The organism is Flavobacterium sp. J372 (assembly GCF_024699965.1).
In the GTDB taxonomy this organism is placed as follows: Bacteria; Bacteroidota; Bacteroidia; order Flavobacteriales; family Flavobacteriaceae; genus Flavobacterium.
On record NZ_JAJOMZ010000004.1, the window covers coordinates 432,231 to 456,399 of the forward strand.

Here is a 24,169-nt window from a genome sequence, read left to right on the forward strand (position 1 = left end):
TCATCACACTAAAAAAATCCTTACTTTCGCAATCTATTTTTAGCATACGATTGATGAGCACTAAATTTACTGAATATAAAGGGCTTGACTTGCCAACTGTGGCAAGCGAGGTACTTGATTTCTGGAAAAAAGAGAACATATTTGATAAAAGCGTTACCACCCGCGAGGGAAAACCGCAATACGTATTTTTTGAAGGTCCGCCGAGCGCCAATGGCCTCCCGGGAATTCACCATGTGATGGCACGTGCCATTAAAGACATCTTTTGCCGCTACCAGACTCAGAAAGGCTTCCAGGTAAAGCGTAAAGCCGGTTGGGACACCCACGGCTTACCGGTCGAGCTGGGCACTGAGAAAGAGCTTGGCATCACTAAAGAAGACATCGGCACTAAAATCACCATTGAAGAGTATAATGAAGCTTGTAAACGCACGGTAATGCGCTATACAGACGTGTGGAACGACCTCACGGAGAAAATGGGCTACTGGGTTGATATGGAAAACCCATATGTTACTTACAAGCCAAAATACATGGAGTCGGTTTGGTGGCTGCTGAAACAGATTTATGATAAAGGCCTGCTGTACAAAGGCTACACCATACAGCCTTATTCGCCAAAGGCAGGAACAGGGCTTAGCTCACACGAAGTGAACCAGCCGGGAGCATATCGTGATGTGACGGATACTACGATTGTAGCGCAATTCCGCACGATTGCCAATACATTGCCGGATTTTCTTAAAGGTTTTGGCGATGTAGATATTATGGCCTGGACAACTACGCCATGGACTTTACCAAGCAACACGGCTTTGACAGTTGGGCCAAATATTGACTATGTATTGGTAAAAACGTTTAACCAATATACCTTCCAGCCGATAAATGTTGTGGTGGCTAAAAATCTTGTAGGTAAGCAGTTTGGAGGTAAATACTTTGCAAGTGAAGATGATGCTGATTTTGCCAATTACACCGAAAGCGACAAGAAAATTCCATATAAAATATTGGCTGAAGCCAAAGGGAAAGATTTAGTAGGCATCCGCTATGAGCAGTTGCTGCCATTTGTATTGCCGCACCAAAACCCGGAGAATGCGTTCAGGGTGATATCGGGTGATTTTGTAACTACTGAAGATGGTACGGGTATCGTTCACACCGCGCCTACTTTTGGTGCAGACGATGCCAAGGTTGCGAAGGAAGCCTCTCCTGAAGTGCCGCCGATGCTTGTACTTGACACCAACGGCAACCCTGTACCGCTTGTAGATATGCAGGGCAGGTTTACATCACATTTAGCACACCTTGACAACCCTAACGGCAAGGCGTTGGAACTCGCAGGTAAATATGTCAAGAATGAATATTATGACGCAGGCACAGCTCCTGAAAGATCTGCCGATGTAGAGATATCTATCTATCTGAAAGAAAACAATAAAGCTTTTAAGGTAGAGAAATACGTGCACAGCTATCCGCACTCATGGAGGACGGACGAGCCGCTCCTATATTACCCGCTTGACAGCTGGTTCATCAGGATGACTGATGTAAAAGAGCGTATGTTTGACCTGAACGACACCATCAACTGGAAGCCTAAAGCTACAGGCGAAGGGCGTTTTGGCAACTGGCTAAAAAATGCCAATGACTGGAACCTTTCACGTTCGCGTTATTGGGGCATCCCACTGCCTATCTGGAGAACTGAAGATAAGACAGAAGAGATGATCATCGGTTCTGCGGAAGAGCTATACAATGAGATAGAAAAAGCTGTTGCTGCCGGCGTTATGAGTGAGAATCCGTTTGCCGGATTTGAGCCGGATAACATGAGCGAAGAAAACTACGATAAGATTGACTTGCACAAAAATGTGGTGGACAGGATAACGCTGGTATCACCATCCGGTAAGCCGATGAAGCGCGAGGCTGACCTGATAGACGTGTGGTTTGACAGTGGTGCGATGCCATATGCACAGTGGCATTATCCTTTTGAAAATGCAGCACTGATTGACAACAATACAGCCTTCCCGGCAGACTTTATTGCCGAGGGTGTTGACCAGACCCGCGGCTGGTTCTATACCCTCCACGCAATCGCAACACTTGTGTTTGATAAGGTTGCGTATAAAAATGTAGTGTCTAACGGCTTGGTGCTTGACAAAAACGGGCAGAAAATGAGCAAGCGCCTTGGTAATGCGGTAGACCCTTTCACTACGCTTGCTGAGTATGGCCCTGATGCCACGCGCTGGTACATGATAGCCAATGCCAACCCGTGGGACAACCTGAAGTTTGATATTGAAGGTGTTGCCGAGGTGCGCCGCAAGTTCTTCGGTACACTGTACAACACGTACTCGTTCTTTGCGTTATATGCTAATATTGATGGCTTTAACTATTCAGAGCCTGAAGTTCCGTTGAACGAAAGGCCTGAAATTGACCGATGGATATTGAGCGAACTGAACACGTTGATAAAAGATGTTGACGGCTATTATGCGGATTACGAGCCTACACGTGCTGCCAGGGCAATATCTGATTTTGTGCAGGAAAACCTGAGTAACTGGTATGTGCGCCTGTGCCGCCGTCGTTTCTGGAAAGGTGAATATGCACAGGATAAAATTGCCGCTTACCAGACGCTTTACACCTGTTTGGTTACTGTTGCCAAGCTAAGCGCGCCAATTGCACCATTCTTTATGGACAGGCTTTATATAGATTTAACAAAAGCTTCACAGGCAGAGAAATTCGAAAGCGTACATTTGGCCGATTTTCCTGCGTATGCTGATAACTTTGTTGATAAATCGCTGGAAAGCAGGATGCAGAAAGCGCAGACTATATCATCACTGGTGTTATCACTACGTAAGAAAGAGATGATTAAAGTACGCCAGCCGCTGCAAAAGGTAATGATTCCGATACTTGACGCGAAACAGAAAGAAGAAATTGAAGCTGTTGCAGAGTTGATAAAAGCCGAAGTTAATGTAAAGGAAATTGAGCTTCTGGATGATGCAAGCGGTGTTTTGGTGAAGCAGATTAAGCCTAATTTTAAAGCCCTGGGTCCCCGTTTTGGAAAAGACATGGGGCTGATAGCCAAAGAGATACAAGGTTTTTCTCAGGAGCAGATTGCAGAGATAGACAGAGCAGAAAGCATAGATGTTGTTGTGTCAGGAAAAAGTGTTAATTTAACATCTCAGGATGTGGAGATTACTTCACAGGATATCCCGGGCTGGCTGGTAGCGAATGCTGATGGCATAACTGTTGCACTTGACATCACGATAAGTGATGAGCTGCGTAAAGAAGGAATAGCCAGGGAGTTGGTGAACAGGATACAGAACATCCGTAAAGACTCAGGCTTTGAAGTGACAGACCGTATAACGGTTTACCTTCAGGACAATGCAGTACTTGAAGAAGCGGTGAAGGCGAATGAAGATTATATAAAGTCTGAAACGCTTACAGATGAGCTGATTTTTAAAGATAAAGTATCAAACGGGACAGAAATAGAATTTGACGATATAAAAACCTTAGTATTAATTTCAAAATAGAAGACGATGGTAGATGAGCAAATACGATACTCAGACGCCGATTTGGCAGAGTTCAGAGAACTGATCACTAAAAAGATTGAAAAGGCAAAAGCCGACCTTGACCTTATAAAAAGCGCTTATATGAACGACCTTAACAATGGTACAGACGACACGTCGCCAACGTTTAAGGCATTCGAAGAAGGCAGCGAAACCATGAGCAAAGAAGCAAACTCTCAGTTGGCCATACGCCAGGAGAAGTTTATCCGCGACCTGAAGAATGCACTTATAAGGATTGAGAATAAAACTTACGGCATCTGTAAAGTAACCGGAAAGCTCATCAGTAAAGAAAGGCTTAAGCTTGTTCCTCACGCCACAATGAGCATTGAGGCAAAGAACATGCAGCGATAAGCATTGCAATAACAATTTAAAACGCTCTTTACAGGGCGTTTTTTTATTTAAATTGAATTACTTTTGCCCTTAAATTTTTTACGATGTCATTAAAGAAAGCGTACCTGCTTGCCATTATAATCCTGATTATAGACCAGGTTTCAAAAATATACATCAAAACCAACTTTTACGAAGGTGAAAAGGTGCATGTTTTCAGTTGGTTTCAGATATATTTTGTGGAAAATGAAGGTATGGCATGGGGCGCTGAAATTCCCGGCACATTTGGCAAATTATTCCTTACATTATTCAGGATTGCAGCTGTCGCCGGTATTGCCTGGTGGCTGCATGATTCGGTAAAAAAGCACATGTCGCCTTATCTTATTGTATCAATATCGCTGATATTGGCCGGTGCTTTCGGTAACATTATCGACTCGGTATTTTACGGAGTAATATTTGACCATAGCCTTAATGGTAATGTAGCAACGTTGTTTTCAGACAAGCCATATGGTACACTCTTCCACGGAAAAGTGGTGGATATGTTGTATTTCCCGATATGGAGCGGCAACCTGCCTACATGGCTACCGATATGGGGCGGTAAATTCTTCACATTCTTCAACGCAATTTTCAACATCGCCGATGCAGCTATTTCGGTAGGTGTGGGGATATTGATTGTTTTCAATAAAAAGGCGTTTCCGAAGAAGTAGTCGCAAGTCGCAGTAACAGTTTTCAGTCTGTGATGCGCCTGCTTACTGTGACTGTGACTGAAAACTGTAAACTAGCTCCGGAGTAACGCAATAGTCTAGTGGCACATCTGTCTCGTTGGCTTCAATAGGTTTGCTCTCTGCTTCGAAAAACGACAACCCAACGGTAATTACATCTTCCCGGCATTCGTTCAGGAAACGGTCGTAAAAGCCCTTTCCGTAGCCTACGCGATGGCCTCTTTCATCAAAAGCAAGCAAGGGGACAAAAACCACATCTATCTTTTGTGACGGTACTTCAATCCCTTCAACCGGTTCGGGTATGCCGTAAGCGCTTTTTACAAGACGGGTGCCGTCTGTAAGCAGGTAATGCACCATCGTCATCGTTTCAAAATCAGACCGCGACACCACCACTTCTTTGTCTTTCCCACCCAATATATTCAGGATAAAATCAGTGTGTACCTCTTTTTGCTCCACCAGCGTAAGAAACAGGTGGTAGTACTTCTTATCCCAGATTGGCAAACCGAGCAGTTTGTTGGCAATAAGCAGGCTTTTATCCTCAATCTCATTTTGGGATAATTGCTGGCGTAGGGCCTTATATTTTATGCGGAGTTCTTTTTTGGTCATCCTTGTAAAAGTAAAAAATCAATCATTAAAGGCAAATTCGTTTTTGTAACGATTTAAAACTAAATTTGTTTGAAACAAACCTGTTCAGGATGGAAGAGATACTTAAAGCATTAGAACTTAAACAGCAATTGGACAATCTCCGACCTTTAGAAAAAGAGCAAGAGGCAAGGATAATGCAGAAATTCCGTTTGGACTGGAATTATCACTCCAATAACCTTGAGGGAAACTCGCTCACATATGGAGAGACCAAAGCACTGATTCTATTTGGTGTGACGGCGCAGGGGAAGCCACTTAAAGACCATTTTGAAGTTACAGGGCATAATGAAGCCATCAACTGGGTATTAGAAATTTTACAAGGTGACAGGCCACTAAATGAAAGTTTTATAAGAGATGTACATAAACTTTTGTTGAAAGAATCATATGAAGTTGATGCTCAGACTCCTGACGGCAAGCCGACAAAGAAGAAAGTGATTGTTGGAGATTACAAAAAAATGCCCAACCATGTGCTCACCAAAACAGGCGAAATGTTCTATTTCGCGACACCTGAAGAAACACCTTCCAAAATGGGTGACCTGATGGCCTGGTATAATGAAAAAATCGCTGAAGCAGACATCAATCCGATACTATTGGCGGCTGAGTTCCATTATAAATTTATCCGCATACATCCGTTTGATGATGGTAATGGACGTACCGCCCGTATATTGATGAACTTTATATTGATGAAGTTTGGGTATCCACCAGTTATCATAAAAACTGAAGATAAAGAAAACTATTATGCTGTTTTACGCCTTGCAGATGCTGATAATTTAGAACCCTTCATTGACTACATTGCCCAAAATCTGAACCGCTCTCTTGAAATTATGATTGCCGGCGCAAAAGGTGAAAGCATTGAAGAACCTGATGATATTGATAAGGAGATTGCGTTGTTGGAGAAGAGATTGCATAGTTTGGGGCAAAGTTCCAAAATTGGTAAATCAAGAAACAGTGTCTTGTTTACTATTGACCAAGTAATAAAAAAAATAAACGACAGAACTTTAGACAAAAATTCTAAATTAAGTAAATTTTATCTGAAATTACATTCTGTACTCAAGATTAGTACTAATCCAATTATCGATTTAGACTTTGACAACATAAAAACTATGAATGTTGAGAATTTTAAGGCTATTTCTATCAAAATATTATTCCAAAAATTTTCACTTGTAGGTTATGAAGATTTTGATTTTGAGATGTTATTCTACTTTAAGCTACTTCCAACATATTATGAAATTCATGCAAATGGCGTGTTTGTAGGCATGAAGCCATATGGAATAAAACTGACAGATTTAGAAGTAGATGAAATTATTAACCCGGAACTTAAACGCCACAAAGACTTTATCGAACAAAAAATTGCTGAAAAAGAAAAAGAGCTTTAATTCAGCCTAGCCTGAAACTTTAAACCTGAAACAAATAACCTCACTGGCTTATATGAAAAATCGCATCGCCCTGAAACACAATTGGTGCATCATTGGCATTGATGATATAACCTGAGTTTGGCGCTTTTACCTTCTGCTCAAATTTGCCGAAAGGGTCAGTAATGCAGGCAATGACCTCACCTTTTTCTACAAATTGCCCGGCTATGGCCTTATTCTGGAAAAGGCCGCTGTGGCGTGCACGTATCCAGCCTGATTTTTCAATATAGATAGTCGGCATGCCCGGTTCTTTGGCTTTCTTTTTCGGGCTCAACATGTCAAAGTGTTTCAGAAAACGCTTGGCGCCGTTCACACCTTCCTGTGTAACTTCGTCATTAATGTCGAGCGATTTTCCGCCTTCAAACAGCAGCATTTTTACCCCCAGCTTATCGCAAGATGAACGGAAAGACCCGCTAATGTTTTTTGAGTACAGCGTAAAAGGAGCATTAAAAACATCAGACAGTTGTTTCAGTTCACCATTGCCGGGTACTATACGTATCTGTGGAGCGTTGAAACGGCTGGCGCCACCGGCATGGAAGTCTACACAATAGTCTACATGCGGGATAACTTCTTTTAAAAGATAATACGCAAAGCGGCTGGCCAGCGAGCCCGACTTACTCCCCGGGAAAACGCGGTTGAGGTCGCGCCCGTCGGGAAACTCCCGGCTTTTGTTTACAAACCCGAAAACATTGATGATGGGTATGCAAATTATAGTTCCAATTTTCGGCTTGTTTATCTTCCTTACAATAAGCTGGCGTACAATTTCAACACCGTTTATTTCGTCACCATGCAATCCTGCCGTGAAAAGCACTACCGGGCCATCAACCTTGCTGCGTTCCACAATAATCGGGATTTTAAGGCGGGTCATAGTGTGCAGGCGTGCAATCTCAAGATTAATGGTTTTGCTTTCGCCGGGCTTTACGGTTTCTTTTAAAATGGTAATGTCTTTATGGTTTGCCATATATATTGAAAGCATAAAAATAGAAATTATACAGCAATTTCTGTAATAAATCAGTATCTTTTCGGTTGATTGATAACCATTTGATAATTGCCGCTCTTGGCGTAACTTTGCAGTATGCAAACTCCCCTTGAATTACAGATACAGACTTTGCCCGACAGCCCGGGTGTGTACCAGTATTTTGATAAAGACGAAAGGCTGCTGTATGTAGGCAAGGCCAAGAACCTGAAGAAGCGTGTAATGTCTTATTTCAACAAGGTAAATGAAAGCGGGCGCATACGCGTTATGGTTCGGAAAATCAATACCATAAAGCACATAGTGGTACCAACTGAAAGTGAAGCATTGCTTTTGGAGAATAACCTTATAAAAAAACTTCAGCCGAGATACAATGTTCTGCTCAAGGATGATAAATCATACCCATGGATTTGCATCAAGAAAGAGCCCTTCTCCAGGGTTTTTTCGACTAGAAATGTGATAAAGGATGGGTCGGAGTATTTTGGCCCGTACACATCATTTAAAACGGTTTACACGCTTCTTGACCTGATAAAGGAATTGTACCCCCTGCGCACCTGCAACTACGACTTAACCGAAACCAATATACGGTCAGGAAAGTACAAAGTTTGCCTGGAGTATCACATAGGTAATTGCAAAGGCCCATGCGAAGGGCATGATACATACCAAAACTACCAGGACCATGTAAACAAAATACGCGAAATTTTAAAAGGCAATTTTAAAGAAAGCCTTCGTGATTTTAAAACCTTGATGCAGGAACTGGCCGCAGAGATGCGGTTTGAGGAGGCGCAAAAGATAAAGAATAAGATAGATATACTGGAAAGATACCAGGCCCGTAGCACGGTATTTAACCCGCGAATAAAGAACCTCGACGTATTCAGTATCATTAGTGATGAAAGCATGGCATACGTCAACTTTATACAGGTATCACATGGCGCCATCATCCGCTCACATACCATGGAAATCAAGAAAAAGCTTGACGAGCCGGATGATGAATTGCTGGAAATTGCGATAGTAGAATTACGTGACCGCTTTAACCTGACTTCAAAAGAAGTGCTGGCATCGCACCCTGTTGACCTTGGTGAGGGTGTAATTGTAACGGTACCTAAATTGGGAGATAAAAAGCAGATACTTGACCTGAGCGAGCGCAACGCCCGTTTCTTCAGGATGGACCAGCTGAAGCAAATCAAAATTGTAGACCCCGACAGGCACACAAACCGCATCATGGCCCAAATGAAGAAAGACCTTCGCCTGACTGAAGAGCCACGTCATATTGAGTGCTTTGATAACAGTAACATACAGGGTACAAATCCGGTTTCGGCATGCGTGGTATTTAAAGACGGCAAGCCTAGCAAGAAAGATTATCGGCATTTCAATATAAAAACTGTAGAAGGCCCTAATGACTTTGCCAGTATGGAAGAGGTAGTGCACCGCCGGTATAAACGCCTCTTAGCTGAAAATGAACCATTGCCTCAGCTTATAATCATTGACGGTGGTAAGGGGCAACTGTCATCAGCATTGAAAAGCCTGGAAGAGCTAGGCCTGCGCGGGAAGATAACCATTATCGGCATTGCCAAGCGGCTGGAAGAAATTTACTACCCGGGAGATTCTGTGCCAATGTACCTTGACAAAAAAAGCGAAACGCTGAAAATCATACAGCACCTGCGCAATGAGGCGCACCGTTTCGGTATTACGCACCATCGTGACAAGCGCAGCAAAGGCGCGTTGCAAACATCGGTTGTTTCTATACCGGGTATTGGTGAAAAAACAATGATAACGCTGTTGAAACATTTTAAATCAGTTAAAAGATTGGCAGCCGCACCCGAAGAAGAAATTATAAAGGTGGTTGGCCCGAGCAAAGCCAAAAAAATTACCGACTTTTACAAGCCGAAAGAATAACAATGAGAAACTGCCTCATAGCCATACTGTTACTAATCTTTAGCGCCGTGATTGCACAGGAGCAGAAAACAGCTAAGCCTAAAGTTGGCGTGGTATTGAGCGGCGGCGGGGCAAAAGGCCTGGCACATATAGGTGTACTTAAGGTACTTGAAGAACAGGGCATTGAAGTGTCTTATATTGGCGGTACCAGCATGGGGGCTATCGTTGGCGGGCTATATGCTGCAGGCTATTCGGCTAAAGAACTTGATTCTATCTTCAACAGCCTTGATGCTGATGCACTGCTGCAGGATTATACCCCTCGTGGCTCTAAAAACTTCTTTGAAAAAAGGAATGATGAAATTTATGCCCTGACACTTCCTTTCGATAAGTTCCGGCTTGGTTTCCCTACGGCATTGTCAAAAGGATTGTATAACTATACTACCATCAACAGGCTGACTGACCATGTGCGCCACGTGCGTGATTTTGATAAGTTGCCCATACCTTTTGTATGTATTGCCACAGATATAGAAACCGGTGAAGAAGTGGTACTAAAAGAAGGTATACTGCCTGATGCTATCTTAGCCAGCGGGGCTTTCCCATCACTTTACTACCCGGTAGAAATAAACGGACGCCTCTTGATTGACGGGGGCGTTACCAACAACTACCCGATTGAGGAAATCAGGAAAATGGGCGCGGACATTATTATTGGTGTTGATGTGCAGGACGGCCTGAAAACGCGTGACCAGATACGTGGCGCTACAGGTGTGCTTGTACAGATAAACAACTACCAGATGATACAAAAGATGGATGAAAAGCGTAAGCAGACCGACATCTATATAAAACCTGATATTGAAGGGTATACCGTGATTTCATTTGACCTGGGTAAAAATATTATTGCCAAAGGCGAAGAAGCTGCCCGGGCAGCAATTGATAAACTTGCACCCTTGGGTGATGGTGTACTTAAAGAAAAAGCGAAGATACGGCTAAGCGATACCATTAAAGTAGAGTATATCAACATCAACCGGCTCAATAATTTTACACGATCATACGTGATTGGGAAACTTAAATTTAAGTCAGGCGCTACCATCACGCAAGACCAGCTGAGCAACGGAATCAATAACCTGAATGCCACCCAGAACTTTAATTCAATCAGCTACTCTTTCCGTCAAGGTACGCAGGGAGGTGATGTGCTTGACCTTCAGTTAAAGGAAACGCCAACAAACCGTTATCTTAAATTCGGCCTGCATTATGACGGATTGTATAAAAGCGGGATACTTGTAAATCTTACCCAGAAAAACCTTTTCCTTCGTAATGATGTTGCTTCGCTTGATGTGGTTCTGGGCGATAACTTCCGGTATACTTTTGACTATTATCTTGACAACGGATTTCATCTAAGTTATGGTTTCCACTCCTATCTAACACAATTCAATCGTAATCTTTATGCCGACTACTCTGTTGGAGAGCTAAAGGAAATTTTTGGTATAGAATCCATCAACTTTGATTACAGCGACTGGACAAACCAGATTTATATACAAACGCTTTTTGCACAGCGCTTTATGCTCGGTGCAGGGGTTGAGCTGAAGCATATGAAAATCAAATCAGATACATTTCCGGGTCTAACTCCGGTATTTGACAATAGCGACTATTTCTCGGCTTATGGGTATCTTAAATTTGATTCGTATGATAACAGATATTTCCCTTCTGAAGGATGGTATTTTGCAGGTGAAGGGAAGCAGTTCCTTTATTCGTCAGATTACACCGGAGACTTTAGCAGGTTCAGTATCTTAAAAGGTGAATTTGGTACAGCTAAACGGCTTTATAAAGGGCTTGTTGTTGAACTGCAGGCTGAAACAGGTTTCACTATAGGCGATAACACAGTACCAACATTTGATTTTATCCTTGGGGGGTATGGTTTCCAGGTAACCAATGGCCTGCGCCATTTCTACGGCTATGACTTCCTCAGCATTTCAGGCAACAGTTTCTTAAAGGGTGTACTCACGCTTGATTATGAAATATACCGTAAAAATCATATAAATTTCAGCGCAAATTTTGCTAACGTAGGATATGACCTTTATGATGAGGGTGAAATTTTATCAATACCGCGCTATAGCGGTTACGCATTTGGCTACGGTATGGAAACCATCATTGGCCCTATCGAAATAAAGCACAGCTGGTCTCCCGAAACTAAAGATCATCATACCTGGTTTAGCGTAGGCTTTTGGTTCTAGTGTTGATTTGTCTATTCGTTAATTTGTTCATTTGGAATTAATAATTTATTCCCTCTGAAGCCGAATCAACGAATTGACAAATCAACAAATCAACCTATTAATTCCTAAAAACATTAAAATTTTCATAAAAACCCTATATTTGGCATTCTAATACCAAACTAAATACTATGTCCAAGTGGAGAGTTAAACCCGTGTCGGCCTTTGAGGCAGACATGAAAAAGAGTGAATTAAAGCGCGTACTGGGCAAATGGAGCCTTACGGCCATAGGCATTGGCGCTATCATTGGCGGCGGTATTTTTGTACTTACAGGTACAGGCGCCTATTATCATGCCGGGCCTGCACTGGCAATATCTTTCATTATTGCAGGTATTGCGTGTGTTTTTGCTGCGCTTTGCTATTCTGAGTTTTTCATCAATCCTTCCTGTTGAAGGTTCTGCGTATGCGTATGCATATGGTACAATAGGTGAGATATTTGCATGGATTATTGGCTGGGGGCTTATATTAGAATATGCCATGGGCTCAATGACGGTCGCCGTATCATGGTCGGGGTATTTTAATAAAATGCTCAAAATGTTCGGGATAGTATTACCCGAATATCTTACAACCGACCCTGCAAGCTATACCGGTGAAGGTTTCTCAATGAACCTGCCTGCATTCCTCATTGTTTTGATAGTAATAGGTATACTTACCCGTGGAACATCAGGTGCTGCAAAAGCAAATAACTTCATCGTTATTTTAAAGGTTTCAGCGGTAATATTTGTAATACTCGCAGGCCTTTTCTTTGTAAACATTGAGAATTGGACACCATTTATCCCTGAGGCTACAACAATTGTAGATAAAACAACAAGCCATGAAGCCTATGGTGTCGGCGGTATTATATCCGGTGCTGCGGCCATTTTCTTTGCTTACGTAGGTTTTGATGCTGTTTCAACTCAGGCAGGTGAAGCTATCAACCCTAAGAAAGATGTGCCTTTTGCCATTATTGTATCGCTATTGGTATGTACGGCGCTTTACATAATGGTATCGCTAGTACTTACCGGTATGATGAACTATAAAGATTTTGACCCGCTTGGTCAATACCCTGAAGCTATTAAAGCCCCGGTGGCCTATGCTTTTGATATTGCAGGCCAGGCCTGGGCAGGCTACATTATCACTATAGCTGCAACAGTAGGTTTGATATCTGTACTTATGGTGATGATTATGGGCCAGTCAAGAATATTCCTCGGGATGTCTAAAGACGGGCTTATACCGCCGGTTTTCTCAAGGATACATGCTTTATCAGGCACACCAAAGAGAAATCTTATTATTTTAGGTACTTTTATATCAATTGTAGCTGCGTTTACACCAATTAATAAGCTGGCCGATATGACGAGTTTCGGTACGCTGTTCGCCTTTACTATGGTTTGTATAGCTGTATGGATACTAAGGGTAAAACAGCCGCATCTTGAGCGTACATTTAAAGTGCCTGCATTGCCGGTAATTGCAACGTTGGGAATCATAATCAATATTTACCTCATGATAAACCTGAGTGTTGATGCGCAGCTGTTGTCACTTTCTTGGCTTGTGGTAGGCTTCTTGGTTTATTATGCCTATGGTAAGCGTAACAGTAAAATAGGCAAAGGGCCATTTGCCCCTGAAGAATAACATTTCATTTAATAATATAAATCCCGTTGAGCTTCAGCGGGATTTTTTATTTAAAATATGATATGTTGTTTTTTTCTCAAAAAAACCTGCCGAAAATTAATTTTTCCGATATTTGTAGGGTATGAATTTGCATTGGACAGATTTGTTGGCACATCTTAAATTCCTCATCAAGAGAAATCCTGAATGAGCGGCATTTACCTGAACTGTTTTATTAATTAATACATTGAGACACTATGCCGATATATCATAAAGTGGGTAATATCCCTCATAAAAGACACATTCAATTTGAGAAGCCGGACGGCGGGCTCTACTATGAGCAGCTTTTCGGTACTGAGGGCTTTCATGGTCACTCTTCTTTGCTATACCATGTGCACAGGCCTACGCAGGTAAAAGAGATTAAAAAATCATACTCGGTAGAGCCAAAAATTGCCATAGATAAGAATATAAAATCTTTGCTGCTGAAAGGTTTTGAGCTGAAGCCGCAGGATGATTTTCTTGACAGCCGTAAAGCCATGCTGGTAAACCGCGACTGTATCATCGGGCTGGCGGCGCCCCGCAAATCGCTTCGCAGCTATTTTTATAAAAATGCTGATGCTGATGAAATGATCTTCATCCATAAAGGCACCGGTACGCTGCGCACATTCATGGGTAACATTCCGTTTGAATACGGAGACTACCTTATCATTCCGCGCGGCATGATTTACCAGATAGATTTTGATACTGAAGATAACCGCCTATTTTATGTAGAGTCTATAGCGCCATTCTATACGCCAAAACGCTACAAAAACCAAAGCGGGCAGCACCTTGAGCATTCGCCGTTTTGCGAGCGCGACTTCAAGCTTCCGCACCAGCTGGAAACTTATGACGAAAAAGGCGATTTCCTCATCAAGATTAAAAAAGAAGGCATAATGCATGAGGTGGTGTATGCCACACACCCGTTTGACGTAATAGGCTGGGACGGTTATAACTTCCCGTACGGCTTCAGCATACACAACTTTGAGCCGATTACAGGCCGCGTGCACCAGCCGCCTCCGGTACACCAGACTTTTGAGACATCTACTTTTGTAGTGTGCTCTTTCTGCCCAAGGGTTTATGACTATCACCCTAAAGCTATACCTGCGCCATATAACCACAGCAATATAGATAGTGATGAGGTGTTGTACTATGTTGATGGCGATTTCATGAGCCGCAATAACATAGAGCAGGGGCATATAACACTTCACCCTAAAGGTATACCGCACGGCCCTGCACCGGGAGCAATGGAACGCAGCATTGGCCAGACAATTACCGAAGAGCTTGCCGTGATGGTTGATACCTTCCGCCCGCTGATGGTGACTGAAGAGGCAATGGGCCTTGATGATGGCAAGTATTATAAATCGTGGGTTGAGTAAAAAAAGCCTCTCCCTAGCCCTCTCCCAAAGAGAGAGGACAGCTTCACTCGGAGGAATGAAGCGGATCAAATAACTTAAAAAAAACAACAATGAGCAACGAGATAAAGAGCGTAGAATACGGACTTGAAAAAATATTTGAAGGGGCACAGGATTTCCTGCCGCTTCTGGGTACAGACTATGTTGAATTTATAGTGGGCAACGCCAAGCAGGCGGCACACTTTTACAAAACGGCTTTCGGCTTTCAGTCGCTGGCCTATGCCGGATTGGAAACAGGAGTTAAAGACCGAGCATCATACGTGCTGAAACAGGACAAAATACGCATTGTGCTTACAACGCCGCTTAAGGGAGATTCGCCTTTAAATGACCATATCGTAAAGCATGGTGACGCCGTAAAGGTAGTGGCGCTATGGGTTGATGATGCACGTAAATCTTTTGAAGAAACAACTGCACGTGGCGCAAGGCCTTACATGGAGCCAACAGTTGAAACTGACGAGTTTGGTGAAGTGGTTCGTGCCGGTATTTATACCTACGGCGAGACGGTGCATATGTTTGTGGAGCGAAAAAACTACAACGGCACTTTCCTTCCGGGGTATCGTGAATGGAAATCTGACTATAACCCTGCTCCTGTTGGCCTTAAGTACATAGACCATATGGTTGGCAACGTAGGCTGGAACGAGATGAATGTATGGGTTAAGTGGTATGAAGAGGTAATGGGCTTTGTAAACTTCCTTTCGTTTGATGATAAGCAGATCAATACCGAATATTCGGCGCTTATGAGTAAAGTTATGAGCAATGGCAACGGCCGCATTAAGTTCCCTATCAATGAGCCTGCTGAAGGTATAAAGAAATCGCAGATTGAAGAATATCTTGATTTTTATGGCGGGCCCGGCGTACAGCATATAGCTGTGGCTACCGATGATATTATCAAGACTGTGTCAGACATGAAAGCAAGGGGTGTAGAGTTCCTTAGCCAGCCACCCCAGGCTTATTATGATGCCGTGCCGGAAAGGCTTGGTGCGCACCGCGGAGCATTTAAGGAAGATATCCTTGAAATTCAGAAGCTTGGTATAATGGTTGATGCTGATGAGGAAGGATATCTGTTACAGATATTTACTAAGCCAGTAGAAGACAGGCCGACACTTTTCTTTGAAATTATACAGCGTATGGGCGCCCGTGGTTTTGGTGCCGGTAACTTTAAAGCGCTGTTTGAGAGCATTGAACGTGAGCAGGCATTAAGAGGTACATTGTAAAAGCGTATTATTTTTAAACATAATATAATTTTGAACCGCCAATATATGTGTTTTTTGAATTAAGTGTGTTAAACTTAGTTTTTTACAGATAATAATTCAAAAATTGTAAATACATTTGCACCGCAAAAAAGGAGAAGTCATAAACCTCCTTTGGAAGCAAGTAAATTTTCATAATTTATAGTTTTTTGGTTGGTTAATAGCATAAAAACCCGGTCATTATTTTGACTGGGTTTTTTTGTTTCTTACTTTTGGAACAGAAATTGCATTTCCGTTGGTAAGAATACCAAAACATAAAAAACGAAATGAAAAAATTACTTGCGTTACTTATACTTTTTACCGTTGGCAATGCATATTCGCAAGGAGCTTTCACTACAGGCGAATTCTTTAAATTCCGTATACATTATGGTGTTGTAAATGCAGGCTACGCGACCCTTGAGGTAAAAGAGGCCGTGCGCAACAATAAGAAAGTGCATCATGTTGTAGGCAATGGCTATACTACCGGTATGACCAAATTTTTCTTCAAAGTTAAAGACGATTACCAAAGCTATTTTGACAAAACCACAGGCAAGCCTTACCAGTTTGTCAGGAAAATTGATGAGGGAGGCTACACCAAGAATCAGGAAGGGTTTTTTAATCAGGCAGCTAATACTGTTACTGTAAAAGATTATAAACACAATACTACAAAAACATTTACGGTAACAGAAGATGTGCAGGACATTGTGTCAACTTTTTACTACCTGCGGAATCATCCGCATGTTGACAAAATGGCGGTGGGTGAATCTATTGCTGTCGATATGTTTTTTGATGATGAGGTTACAAAATTCAGGCTTAAATATATCGGCAGGGAAACCATACAGACAAAATGGGGCAAAGTGCCGTGCATGATATTCAGGCCTTATGTACAGGCCGGCCGTGTTTTTAAAGAGCAGGAGAGCCTTACGGTATGGATAAGCGATGATGACAATAAGGTACCTATCCGTATAAAAGCGAGCCTTGCCGTTGGATCACTAAAGGCTGATATTGATGAAGTTAAAGGATTGAAATATCCTTTAAAAATAACAGGAAAATAAATGGAATTCACACCTGATATACTGCAAAAACTTAATGAAATTGATGAACGTTTCAAGTCGCTGAACCAAAAGACGGAAACACATCTTGAAGGCTTGATTTATTCTAAACCAATTACATATTGGGATTACATACAAACCGATGCCTTATTGAATTTGCAGATACAGCGTACAGTGCTGCCTGACGAGATGGTGTTCATAATGTATCACCAAATCAATGAGTTATTGTTTAAGATGATGCTTTGGGAGATTGACCAGCTCTGCCATACCGAAGTGCCGTCAACAGATTTCTTTACAGAAAAACTGATGCGCGTAAGCCGGTATTTTGATATGCTTACCACATCTTTTGACATCATGCGTGACGGGATGGATGTAGAGCAGTATATGAAATTCCGCCACAATCTTACCCCCGCAAGCGGTTTCCAGAGCGCACAATACAGGTTGATTGAGTTTGCATCTACCGACCTTATCAATCTCATAGATTACCGCTACCGCGCCACTATTGACAGGAATACGCCTTATGAGCATGCGCTGGAGCACTTGTACTGGCAGGCAGCCGGAAAGGATTACAAAACGGGTGAAAAATCATACCTGCTGGCTGAATTTGAAAGGAAATATAAAAAGCAGTTTCTCGATTTTATGGAGGAATACAACACTATAAATATCTGGCGTAAGTTTAAGCAGCTGCCTGAAGAAACTCAGAATGACCCTAAGCTCATAAAGGCCATGCGCCATTATGACTATACAGTAAACGTTACCTGGGTGATGGGGCATTACAACACAGCTAAAAAATATATTGAAAGCGTTGACGGCCCGCAGGAAGCTACAGGTGGCAGCGACTGGAAAAAATATATGCACCCGCGTTACCAGCGCAGGATATTTTTCCCTGAACTATGGAGTGAGGAAGAACTAAAATCTTGGGGAGAAAACGTATAATAAAGGGAAAGGGATATAAAGGTTGAGATATATTGCTGTCATACTATTATTGTTCACGCTTATTGCCTGTAATAAAGATAAGGAGGGTGTAAAGCCAAAGCCGGCCGTAAAAAAGGAAAAGATTGTAAAGGAATTCGGCTTTACGCTAAATGATTTTAAAGTAATTAATGATACTATAAAATCAGGCGATACATTCGGGAAGATACTTGAAAGCGAAGGCTATGGTGCAGCAGCCATCCATAATATCACAGAAAAAGTAAAAGATTCGTTTGACCTTCGTGACATTCGTGCAGGTAAGCCTTACACTCTCTTGAAAGATAAAAAGTCTGATTCTCTTAGGGTTTTTGTTTACCAGCCTGATAACATGAGCTATTATGTAGTTGACCTTAGAGATTCGGTAGTGGTCTATAAAAAGCAGCGCCCCGTAAGCATAAAACGCAGGGTGATAGCTGCTGAAATTGAAGGTTCATTGTCAGAAACCCTAAGTAATGCAGGTGCAAGCCCCGCCCTGGCGCATGAACTGTCGGAAATATATGCATGGTCAATCGACTTCTTTAAAATACAAAAAGGTGATAAATTTGCTGTTGCTGTAAATGAACGCTACATAAGCGATACAGTTTATGCCGGTATTGTAAATATAGAGTCATCTTTCTTTGAATACAAAGGAAAACGTATTTATGCATTTCCGTTCAAACAGGATGAAAATGCGCGCAAATATGATTATTATGATGAGGAAGGGAAAGTGCTGAAGAATATGTTCCTGAAAGCCCCGCTTAAATTCATACACATCAGTTCGCGATTTTCTGCAAGGCGTTTCCATCCTGTACAAATGCGTTGGAAAGCCCATAATGGCACTGACTATGCCGCCCCGCACGGCACACCTATCATGACAACCGCAAGCGGTACCGTTGAGCAGACGGGCTTTACATCTGGCAATGGCAATTATGTAAAAGTAAGGCACAACCGTACCTATGCCACGCAATACCTGCACATGAGCAAAATACTGGTACGCCGTGGGCAGCGCGTGAGCCAGGGCGATATTATAGGGCGTGTAGGCAGTACGGGCCTGGCAACCGGGCCGCATGTTTGCTACCGTTTCTGGAAAAATGGCGTGCAGGTTGATGCGCTTAGGCAAAAACTGCCAAATAGCGAACCGATGGCCAAAAAGCACCTGCCAAGGTTTATAGCCCATATGACGCCACTTAAAAAAGAACTTGACAGCATAGCACAAATAAAATTTAAAGAATAATGGCACTGGAAAACACCAACCCGACAGGAACAGCCGCATGGCAGCAACTACGTAAACATTTTGAAGAAATGCAATATGCATCAATGCAGGATATGTTTGCAACAGATGCCCGCAGGGCTGAAAAGTTCCATATACAATGGAATGATTTTCTGGTTGATTATTCTAAGAATATCATAAATGAAACGACGCTGCAAATCCTCAATTCACTTGCGGAAGAGGTAAACCTTAAAGGTGCCATAGAAGCATATTTTGGCGGTGAGGCAATAAACAGGACAGAGAACAGGGCAGTACTCCATACAGCGCTCAGGGCGCCTGAAAACGCTTCTGTAGAGGTAAACGGGCAGGATGTAATGCCGGAAGTTTATGCTGTAAAGGCTAAAATGAAGCAGTTTTGTGATGAAATAATTGGTGGACAGCGTAAAGGCTATACCGGAAAGCCATTTACTGATGTGGTGAACATAGGAATTGGCGGTAGTGACCTCGGTCCTGATATGGTAGTACAGGCGTTGAAATTCTACAAAAATCACCTTAATGTACACTTCATATCAAACGTTGATGGTGACCATGTAATGGAAAGCCTGAAAGGCCTTAATCCCGAAACTACTCTGTTTGTAGTCGCTTCAAAGACTTTTACTACTCAGGAAACCCTTTCTAATGCTGAAACGGTAAGGTCATGGTTCCTGCAAAATGCATCGCAGGATGATATTGCAAAACACTTTGCAGCCGTATCAACCAATATTAAAAAAGTTACCGAGTTCGGCATAGACAAAGACAATATTTTCCCGATGTGGGACTGGGTTGGCGGCCGTTTTTCTTTATGGAGCGCAGTAGGCCTCTCAATAAGCCTCGCCGTAGGTTTTGATAACTTCGACAAGCTGCTGAAAGGCGCCAATAGCATGGATGAACATTTCCGTACAGCATCTTTTGACAAGAATATACCTGTTGTGCTCGCGCTTTTAAGCATTTGGTATAACAACTTCTTTGGCGCTGAAAGCGAGGCGCTTATACCATACACACAATACCTGCAAAAACTTGCGCCATACCTGCAGCAAGGCATTATGGAAAGTAATGGCAAGAGTGCAGGCCGTGACGGTTATCCTGTAAATTACCAGACCGGTACAATAATCTGGGGTGAACCGGGTACAAATTCACAGCACGCGTTCTTCCAGCTTATACACCAGGGCACAAAACTAATTCCGACAGACTTTATAGGGTTTAGCCAGCCATTGCATGGTAATACCGATCATCATGATAAACTCATGTCAAACTTTTTCGCGCAGACTGAGGCGTTGCTTAACGGTAAGACAGAAGCAAAAGTGATGGCCGAGTTTGACAGGGCCGGTGTGGAAAAGACTGAAGCGGAATACCTTTTGCCGTTTAAAGTGTTTAAGGGTAATAAACCAACAAATACCATTCTTATCCAAAAATTAACCCCTGAAACATTAGGCGCGCTTATAGCAATGTATGAACATAAAATATTTGTTCAGGGCGTAATCTGGAACATTTTCAGCTATGACCAGTGGGGCGTTGAGCTTGGCAAACAACTTGCATCATCAATCCTCAATGAGATGAACTCTGGCACTGTAAATGAGCATGATAGCTCTACATCTCTATTGCTCAAAACTTATTTAAACAACAGGCTGAAAGCAAATTAACATAACTTTTTACGATTTTTCGGGCTGCATGTTTTATATTTGTTACCCCAAACAAATTTTGAAGCATGTATACAACGGTTTTAAACCTGCATTCTTACTGGGCCTTTGCTACGCTGGGGCTATTACTTATTGCCGTACTTAACGCGTTGGCAGGCCTGTCAAAAAAACGTGCATTCACGGCAAACGACAGAAAAATATCGTTAATAGCACTAATATTTTCGCATGTACAGCTTTTGCTTGGGCTATTGCTTTTGTTTTCATCGCCTTACATGCAGACAGCAAAAGATTTAGGTATGGGCGGTGTAATGAAAAATGCAGATTTAAGACTTGTGCTGGTTGAACACCCGCTTACCAATCTTATTGCCCTCACACTGATAACTATCGGGTGGTCAAGACATAAGAAGGATATGAACGACACTGGTAAATTCAAGAAAATAGGTTATTTATATTTAATAGGTTTAATATTATTATTGAGCAGAATCCCGTATAGCCAGTGGCTATAATTCAGTAATTCAGCCGTTTATGCAGTTGATGATTGCAAAATGGCACCATGTTTGTTAACTGAGTACGAACTAAATGAGACAGTATGAAGAAAGGCATCACACTTTTTAGCGCAATTTTGTTGATTTTCCTTGCATCAGGTTTTTCTAACGGAGAAATTAAAAATGTACGTATTGCAAAAGTAGCTGAAACCAAATCAGATACAATTGAAGAGAAAAAACCGGAGGCTGCACCTGCACCGGCGGTAAAAGAAACAAAGCTTACGCTGTATAAAAAAGATGTGCTTGCAACATACTACGCAGACAAGTTTAACGGGCGCAAAACTACCAGTGGTGAGCGTTTCCACAATAAGAAATATACAGCAGCCCACATGAAGCTGCCATTCGGCACAAAAGTAAGGGTGACTAATGAAAAGAACGGCAAGTGGGTTGATGTGAAGGTTAATGACCGCGGGCCTTACAGCAAAAAGCTTGAGATAGACCTGACCAAACAGGCATTTATGGAAATAGCTTCCAATAAAGGCTCAGGCACCTTTAAAGTAAAAATCGAGATAATAGAAGAATAACGCATGCGTAAAATTGCTGCGGTATTGTTGATATTCACGATGTTAGTAATTGCATCGTGCGGTTCGTCACGCAGTGCTGCCGGCGGAAAGGTCTATGATAAGAAGGCAGTGGCATGTTATTATGCCGATAAATTCAACGGTAAAAAAACTGCCAGCGGCGAGAAGTTCAGCAACAGCAAATATACTGCGGCCCACAAAAAACTCGACTTCGGCACCAAAGTCAGGGTTACTAACCTAAAAAATAATAAGTCCGTAGTAGTAACTATCAATGACCGCGGCCCTTTTTCACGCGGACGCGACATTGACCTATCTAAAAAAGCTTTCATGGAAATCACCGACAATAAGAATCATGGTGAGATTACCGTAAGAATAGAAGTTTTAAATTAATACATCCCGTTTCCCTGACGGGATTTTTTGTGCAGTGAAGCGATTAACACTTTCTTAACAAAAAATTAGTTCGATTAGTTCGGTTGTAAACGAACTAATATTTACCTTTGCACTCTCAAATAATAGAAAGGTAAAAACATGTCAGATTTACAGAAAGAGAAAGAGGAGTTGATCGAGATGTTTGGCATCCATTTCGAAACACACCACAACCTGCCCCCGCTCGGCTCACGAATACTTGCAACATTAATTCTTGACGGCTGCCGCTGCGGCATTACATTCGAAGACCTGGTAGAACGTATGTCGGCCAGTAAAAGTTCAGTTTCAACAAACCTCAACCTGTTGCAAAAACTGGGCAAAATAACCTATTACACGCTTCCCGGTGACAGGAAAAAGTATTTCAAACCGGCGCCTTTCAGCGAGCGTATGGGCAACTACATGAAAATGCTCCAATTTGAGAAAGACATCATCGAAAGGATGCTTTGTTACCGTGAAAAGAATATTTCGTGCCGTGAAGAACAGATTAATTATGAAAATGTTCAGGCATATAAACAGCATGTACTTGAGATAGAGATACTCCTGCAGAAGACTATTGAAAAGTTTAAGCAAATTGAACAACAAAAAACAAATACCATCAATCAGAATAATAACAATCAGTAAAACAATGAGAAAAACAATCATCCTAAGCGCAATAGCCGCTTTAACAATACTGGCATCATGCGGAAAAAAGCAAGAACAGCAGGCCCCGCCGCAAGGCCCGATGCCTTTCCCGGTGCAGACTGTTGAAAGGCAGGACGCCACCACTTATGAAGAATATACTGCCAATCTTGAAGGGCAGCAGAACGTAGAGATCCGCCCGAAAGTTGACGGCTTCATCCAGAAGATATATGTTGACGAAGGCCAGCAGGTACGCAAGGGCCAGCTGTTATTCAAGCTCGAGACACAAACGCTTAACCAGGATGCAGCTGCTGCCAGAGCTAATGTAAATGCTGCGCAGGTAGAAGTTGACAGGCTCGCGCCGCTGGTAGAGCGCAACATTATTTCTAAAGTACAATTAGAGACTGCCAAAGCCCGCCTTGCGCAGGCAAAAGCTGCCTATGCTTCAGTTGCGGCAACTATAAGATATGGTACTATAACCTCTCCTGTAAATGGCGTGATAGGCACACTCCCGTATAAAGAAGGTAGCCTTGTAAGCGCTAACAGCCAGATGCCATTGACAACTGTAAGTGACAGTAAAATAATGCGCGCCTACTTTGCAATGAATGAGAAGCAAATGCTCAACTTCACAAAGACTTTTAAAGGCGCAACGCTTCAGCAGAAATTAAGCAACGTGCCCCCGGTAAGCTTACTGTTGGTTGACGGTAGCGAATATGACCATAAAGGTAAGCTGGAGACCGTGAGCGGACTTGTAAACGAAGGTACGGGTACAAGCGACTTCCGGGCGGAATTTGCCAATCCTGAAGCAGTTTTGAGAAGCGGAAGCACAGGTGTGGTACGCATCCCGATTCAGCGCAAAGATGCCATACTTGTACCGCAAAATGCTGTGTTTGATATGCAGGGCAAACAAATGGTTTATGTAGTGCAGAAAGACAATACGGTAAAATCTAAAGTAATTACAACGGCCACGACTTCAGGACTGAATTTCGTGGTAAGTGAAGGCCTTGAGGCAGGAGAAGTTATCGTGACGGAAGGAACATCAAAGCTTAAAGATGGTATGGCTATAGTTCCGCAACAGGCTGCCAAAGCAGAAACCGCGACACCTGCTAAAGATACTGTAACAACGGCAACAACCAAAACAACAACCGTTACCAAAAAATAAGAATTTAA

At 42.5% G+C, this 24,169-nt stretch carries 19 protein-coding genes and 1 pseudogene; 18 read left to right on the forward strand and 2 right to left on the reverse strand.

All coding sequences use genetic code 11. From position 1 onward, the window contains the following. Positions 1-53: 53 nt before the first annotated feature. From ileS to LRS05_RS02385, 3 genes are all read left to right on the forward strand, one after another. Complete coding sequence (gene ileS, locus LRS05_RS02375) at positions 54-3,485, forward strand: isoleucine--tRNA ligase (protein ID WP_257866852.1); 3,432 nt, start codon at positions 54-56, stop codon at positions 3,483-3,485. Positions 3,486-3,491: 6 nt separating this feature from the next. Then, a complete protein-coding gene (locus tag LRS05_RS02380; protein WP_257866853.1) occupies positions 3,492-3,872 on the forward strand; it encodes a TraR/DksA C4-type zinc finger protein in 381 nt (126 codons plus the stop codon). An 83-nt stretch (positions 3,873-3,955) separates the two neighbouring features. Continuing rightward, a complete protein-coding gene (locus LRS05_RS02385; protein WP_257866854.1) occupies positions 3,956-4,555 on the forward strand; it encodes a lipoprotein signal peptidase in 600 nt (199 codons plus the stop codon). A 42-nt stretch (positions 4,556-4,597) separates the two neighbouring features. Here the strand turns inward: LRS05_RS02385 and LRS05_RS02390 are convergent, their stop codons facing one another. Then, positions 4,598-5,176: a 5-formyltetrahydrofolate cyclo-ligase gene (locus LRS05_RS02390; protein WP_257866855.1), complete on the reverse strand. Its 579-nt coding sequence runs from the start codon at positions 5,174-5,176 to the stop codon at positions 4,598-4,600. Between the two features lie 89 nt (positions 5,177-5,265). On the opposite strand from LRS05_RS02390, the gene LRS05_RS02395 reads away from it, so the two are divergent. Continuing rightward, complete coding sequence (locus tag LRS05_RS02395) at positions 5,266-6,588, forward strand: Fic family protein (RefSeq protein ID WP_257866856.1); 1,323 nt, start codon at positions 5,266-5,268, stop codon at positions 6,586-6,588. A gap of 40 nt (positions 6,589-6,628) precedes the next feature. Here the strand turns inward: LRS05_RS02395 and LRS05_RS02400 are convergent, their stop codons facing one another. After that, positions 6,629-7,585 carry a succinylglutamate desuccinylase/aspartoacylase family protein gene (locus LRS05_RS02400; protein ID WP_374707782.1) on the reverse strand — a complete coding sequence of 319 codons (957 nt, stop codon included), beginning with the start codon at positions 7,583-7,585 and terminating at the stop codon, positions 6,629-6,631. Between the two features lie 114 nt (positions 7,586-7,699). Between LRS05_RS02400 and uvrC the strand changes: the two genes are divergently transcribed. The 14 genes and pseudogenes from uvrC to LRS05_RS02470 all read left to right on the forward strand — a co-directional run bounded on the left by uvrC (position 7,700) and on the right by LRS05_RS02470 (position 24,161). After that, entirely contained in the window at positions 7,700-9,493 is a 1,794-nt protein-coding gene (uvrC, locus tag LRS05_RS02405; protein WP_257866858.1) for an excinuclease ABC subunit UvrC, read from the forward strand. A gap of 2 nt (positions 9,494-9,495) precedes the next feature. Next, positions 9,496-11,700 (forward strand): patatin-like phospholipase family protein, encoded by a 2,205-nt coding sequence (locus tag LRS05_RS02410; protein ID WP_257866859.1) that lies wholly within the window; start codon positions 9,496-9,498, stop codon positions 11,698-11,700. A gap of 167 nt (positions 11,701-11,867) precedes the next feature. Beyond that, positions 11,868-13,344, forward strand: a pseudogene (locus LRS05_RS02415) (APC family permease). Between the two features lie 233 nt (positions 13,345-13,577). Continuing rightward, a complete protein-coding gene (locus LRS05_RS02420; protein ID WP_257866860.1) occupies positions 13,578-14,735 on the forward strand; it encodes a homogentisate 1,2-dioxygenase in 1,158 nt (385 codons plus the stop codon). 89 nt (positions 14,736-14,824) lie between these two features. After that, complete coding sequence (gene hppD, locus LRS05_RS02425) at positions 14,825-15,985, forward strand: 4-hydroxyphenylpyruvate dioxygenase (protein WP_257866861.1); 1,161 nt, start codon at positions 14,825-14,827, stop codon at positions 15,983-15,985. A 302-nt stretch (positions 15,986-16,287) separates the two neighbouring features. Beyond that, complete coding sequence (locus tag LRS05_RS02430; RefSeq protein WP_257866862.1) at positions 16,288-17,055, forward strand: DUF3108 domain-containing protein; 768 nt, start codon at positions 16,288-16,290, stop codon at positions 17,053-17,055. Continuing rightward, positions 17,056-17,988: a tryptophan 2,3-dioxygenase family protein gene (locus LRS05_RS02435; RefSeq protein WP_257866863.1), complete on the forward strand. Its 933-nt coding sequence runs from the start codon at positions 17,056-17,058 to the stop codon at positions 17,986-17,988. Between the two features lie 22 nt (positions 17,989-18,010). Continuing rightward, complete coding sequence (locus tag LRS05_RS02440) at positions 18,011-19,237, forward strand: peptidoglycan DD-metalloendopeptidase family protein (RefSeq protein WP_257866864.1); 1,227 nt, start codon at positions 18,011-18,013, stop codon at positions 19,235-19,237. After that, a complete protein-coding gene (gene pgi / locus LRS05_RS02445) occupies positions 19,237-20,892 on the forward strand; it encodes a glucose-6-phosphate isomerase (RefSeq protein WP_257866865.1) in 1,656 nt (551 codons plus the stop codon). Before LRS05_RS02440 ends, pgi begins: the two co-directional genes overlap by 1 nt. A 65-nt stretch (positions 20,893-20,957) precedes the next feature. Continuing rightward, positions 20,958-21,395, forward strand: coding sequence for a hypothetical protein (locus tag LRS05_RS02450; RefSeq protein WP_257866866.1), 438 nt, complete (start codon positions 20,958-20,960; stop codon positions 21,393-21,395). A gap of 83 nt (positions 21,396-21,478) precedes the next feature. Further along, positions 21,479-21,958, forward strand: a complete 480-nt coding sequence (locus LRS05_RS02455) for a septal ring lytic transglycosylase RlpA family protein (RefSeq protein ID WP_257866867.1) — start codon at positions 21,479-21,481, stop codon at positions 21,956-21,958. Positions 21,959-21,961: 3 nt separating this feature from the next. Beyond that, complete coding sequence (locus LRS05_RS02460; RefSeq protein WP_257866868.1) at positions 21,962-22,345, forward strand: septal ring lytic transglycosylase RlpA family protein; 384 nt, start codon at positions 21,962-21,964, stop codon at positions 22,343-22,345. 138 nt (positions 22,346-22,483) lie between these two features. After that, entirely contained in the window at positions 22,484-23,002 is a 519-nt protein-coding gene (locus LRS05_RS02465; protein ID WP_257866869.1) for a GbsR/MarR family transcriptional regulator, read from the forward strand. 4 nt (positions 23,003-23,006) lie between these two features. After that, a complete protein-coding gene (locus LRS05_RS02470; protein ID WP_257866870.1) occupies positions 23,007-24,161 on the forward strand; it encodes an efflux RND transporter periplasmic adaptor subunit in 1,155 nt (384 codons plus the stop codon). The last annotated feature ends 8 nt before the right edge of the window (positions 24,162-24,169 follow it).

Bases quoted from the DNA above. Each gene is read 5' to 3' on its own strand.
- ileS (WP_257866852.1), top strand. From the start codon at position 54: ATGAGCACTAAATTTACTGAATATAAAGGGCTTGACTTGCCAACTGTG.
- LRS05_RS02380 (WP_257866853.1), top strand. From the start codon at position 3,492: ATGGTAGATGAGCAAATACGATACTCAGACGCCGATTTGGCAGAGTTC.
- LRS05_RS02385 (WP_257866854.1), top strand. From the start codon at position 3,956: ATGTCATTAAAGAAAGCGTACCTGCTTGCCATTATAATCCTGATTATA.
- LRS05_RS02390 (WP_257866855.1), bottom strand. From the start codon at position 5,176: ATGACCAAAAAAGAACTCCGCATAAAATATAAGGCCCTACGCCAGCAA.
- LRS05_RS02395 (WP_257866856.1), top strand. From the start codon at position 5,266: ATGGAAGAGATACTTAAAGCATTAGAACTTAAACAGCAATTGGACAAT.
- LRS05_RS02400 (WP_374707782.1), bottom strand. From the start codon at position 7,585: ATGGCAAACCATAAAGACATTACCATTTTAAAAGAAACCGTAAAGCCC.
- uvrC (WP_257866858.1), top strand. From the start codon at position 7,700: ATGCAAACTCCCCTTGAATTACAGATACAGACTTTGCCCGACAGCCCG.
- LRS05_RS02410 (WP_257866859.1), top strand. From the start codon at position 9,496: ATGAGAAACTGCCTCATAGCCATACTGTTACTAATCTTTAGCGCCGTG.
- LRS05_RS02420 (WP_257866860.1), top strand. From the start codon at position 13,578: ATGCCGATATATCATAAAGTGGGTAATATCCCTCATAAAAGACACATT.
- hppD (WP_257866861.1), top strand. From the start codon at position 14,825: ATGAGCAACGAGATAAAGAGCGTAGAATACGGACTTGAAAAAATATTT.
- LRS05_RS02430 (WP_257866862.1), top strand. From the start codon at position 16,288: ATGAAAAAATTACTTGCGTTACTTATACTTTTTACCGTTGGCAATGCA.
- LRS05_RS02435 (WP_257866863.1), top strand. From the start codon at position 17,056: ATGGAATTCACACCTGATATACTGCAAAAACTTAATGAAATTGATGAA.
- pgi (WP_257866865.1), top strand. From the start codon at position 19,237: ATGGCACTGGAAAACACCAACCCGACAGGAACAGCCGCATGGCAGCAA.
- LRS05_RS02450 (WP_257866866.1), top strand. From the start codon at position 20,958: ATGTATACAACGGTTTTAAACCTGCATTCTTACTGGGCCTTTGCTACG.
- LRS05_RS02455 (WP_257866867.1), top strand. From the start codon at position 21,479: ATGAAGAAAGGCATCACACTTTTTAGCGCAATTTTGTTGATTTTCCTT.
- LRS05_RS02460 (WP_257866868.1), top strand. From the start codon at position 21,962: ATGCGTAAAATTGCTGCGGTATTGTTGATATTCACGATGTTAGTAATT.
- LRS05_RS02465 (WP_257866869.1), top strand. From the start codon at position 22,484: ATGTCAGATTTACAGAAAGAGAAAGAGGAGTTGATCGAGATGTTTGGC.
- LRS05_RS02470 (WP_257866870.1), top strand. From the start codon at position 23,007: ATGAGAAAAACAATCATCCTAAGCGCAATAGCCGCTTTAACAATACTG.